The sequence below is a fragment of the Thermorhabdus hydrogeniformans genome (assembly GCF_049310025.1).
GTDB lineage: Bacteria > Bacillota > Thermosediminibacteria > Thermosediminibacterales > Tepidanaerobacteraceae > JBJYKD01.
In genome coordinates this window covers 1-280 of record NZ_JBJYKD010000107.1, presented here as the reverse complement: position 1 = coordinate 280, position 280 = coordinate 1, and the positions used below count along the sequence as shown (strand labels likewise).

1 protein-coding gene is annotated in these 280 nt (G+C 40.4%); it reads left to right on the top strand.

The features are described 5' to 3' along the window. Positions 1–280, top strand: a 280-nt coding sequence (locus ACKX14_RS15685) for an aldehyde dehydrogenase family protein (protein ID WP_422449304.1), incomplete at both ends; no start/stop codon positions are given.

The following is a 280-nucleotide window of genomic DNA, read 5'->3' as shown; positions in this document are numbered from 1 at the left end:
AAGGCATAACCTTTACTGGATCAACTGATGTAGGGAAGAAGATTAACAGAAAGGCTTCCAATAATTTTACTAAACTGCAGTTTGAAATGGGCGGGAAAAACCCTGCAATTGTTGCAGATTATAAGGATATCCCCCACGCAGCACGAGAGATAACCGATGCAGCGTTTTCTCTTACAGGCCAGCGATGCACTTCAATTTCCAGATTAGTTGTACTAAGGGAACATGAAGAGGAATTGGTTTCTTCGATTGTTGAGAATATGAAAGATATTGTGGTTGGAAA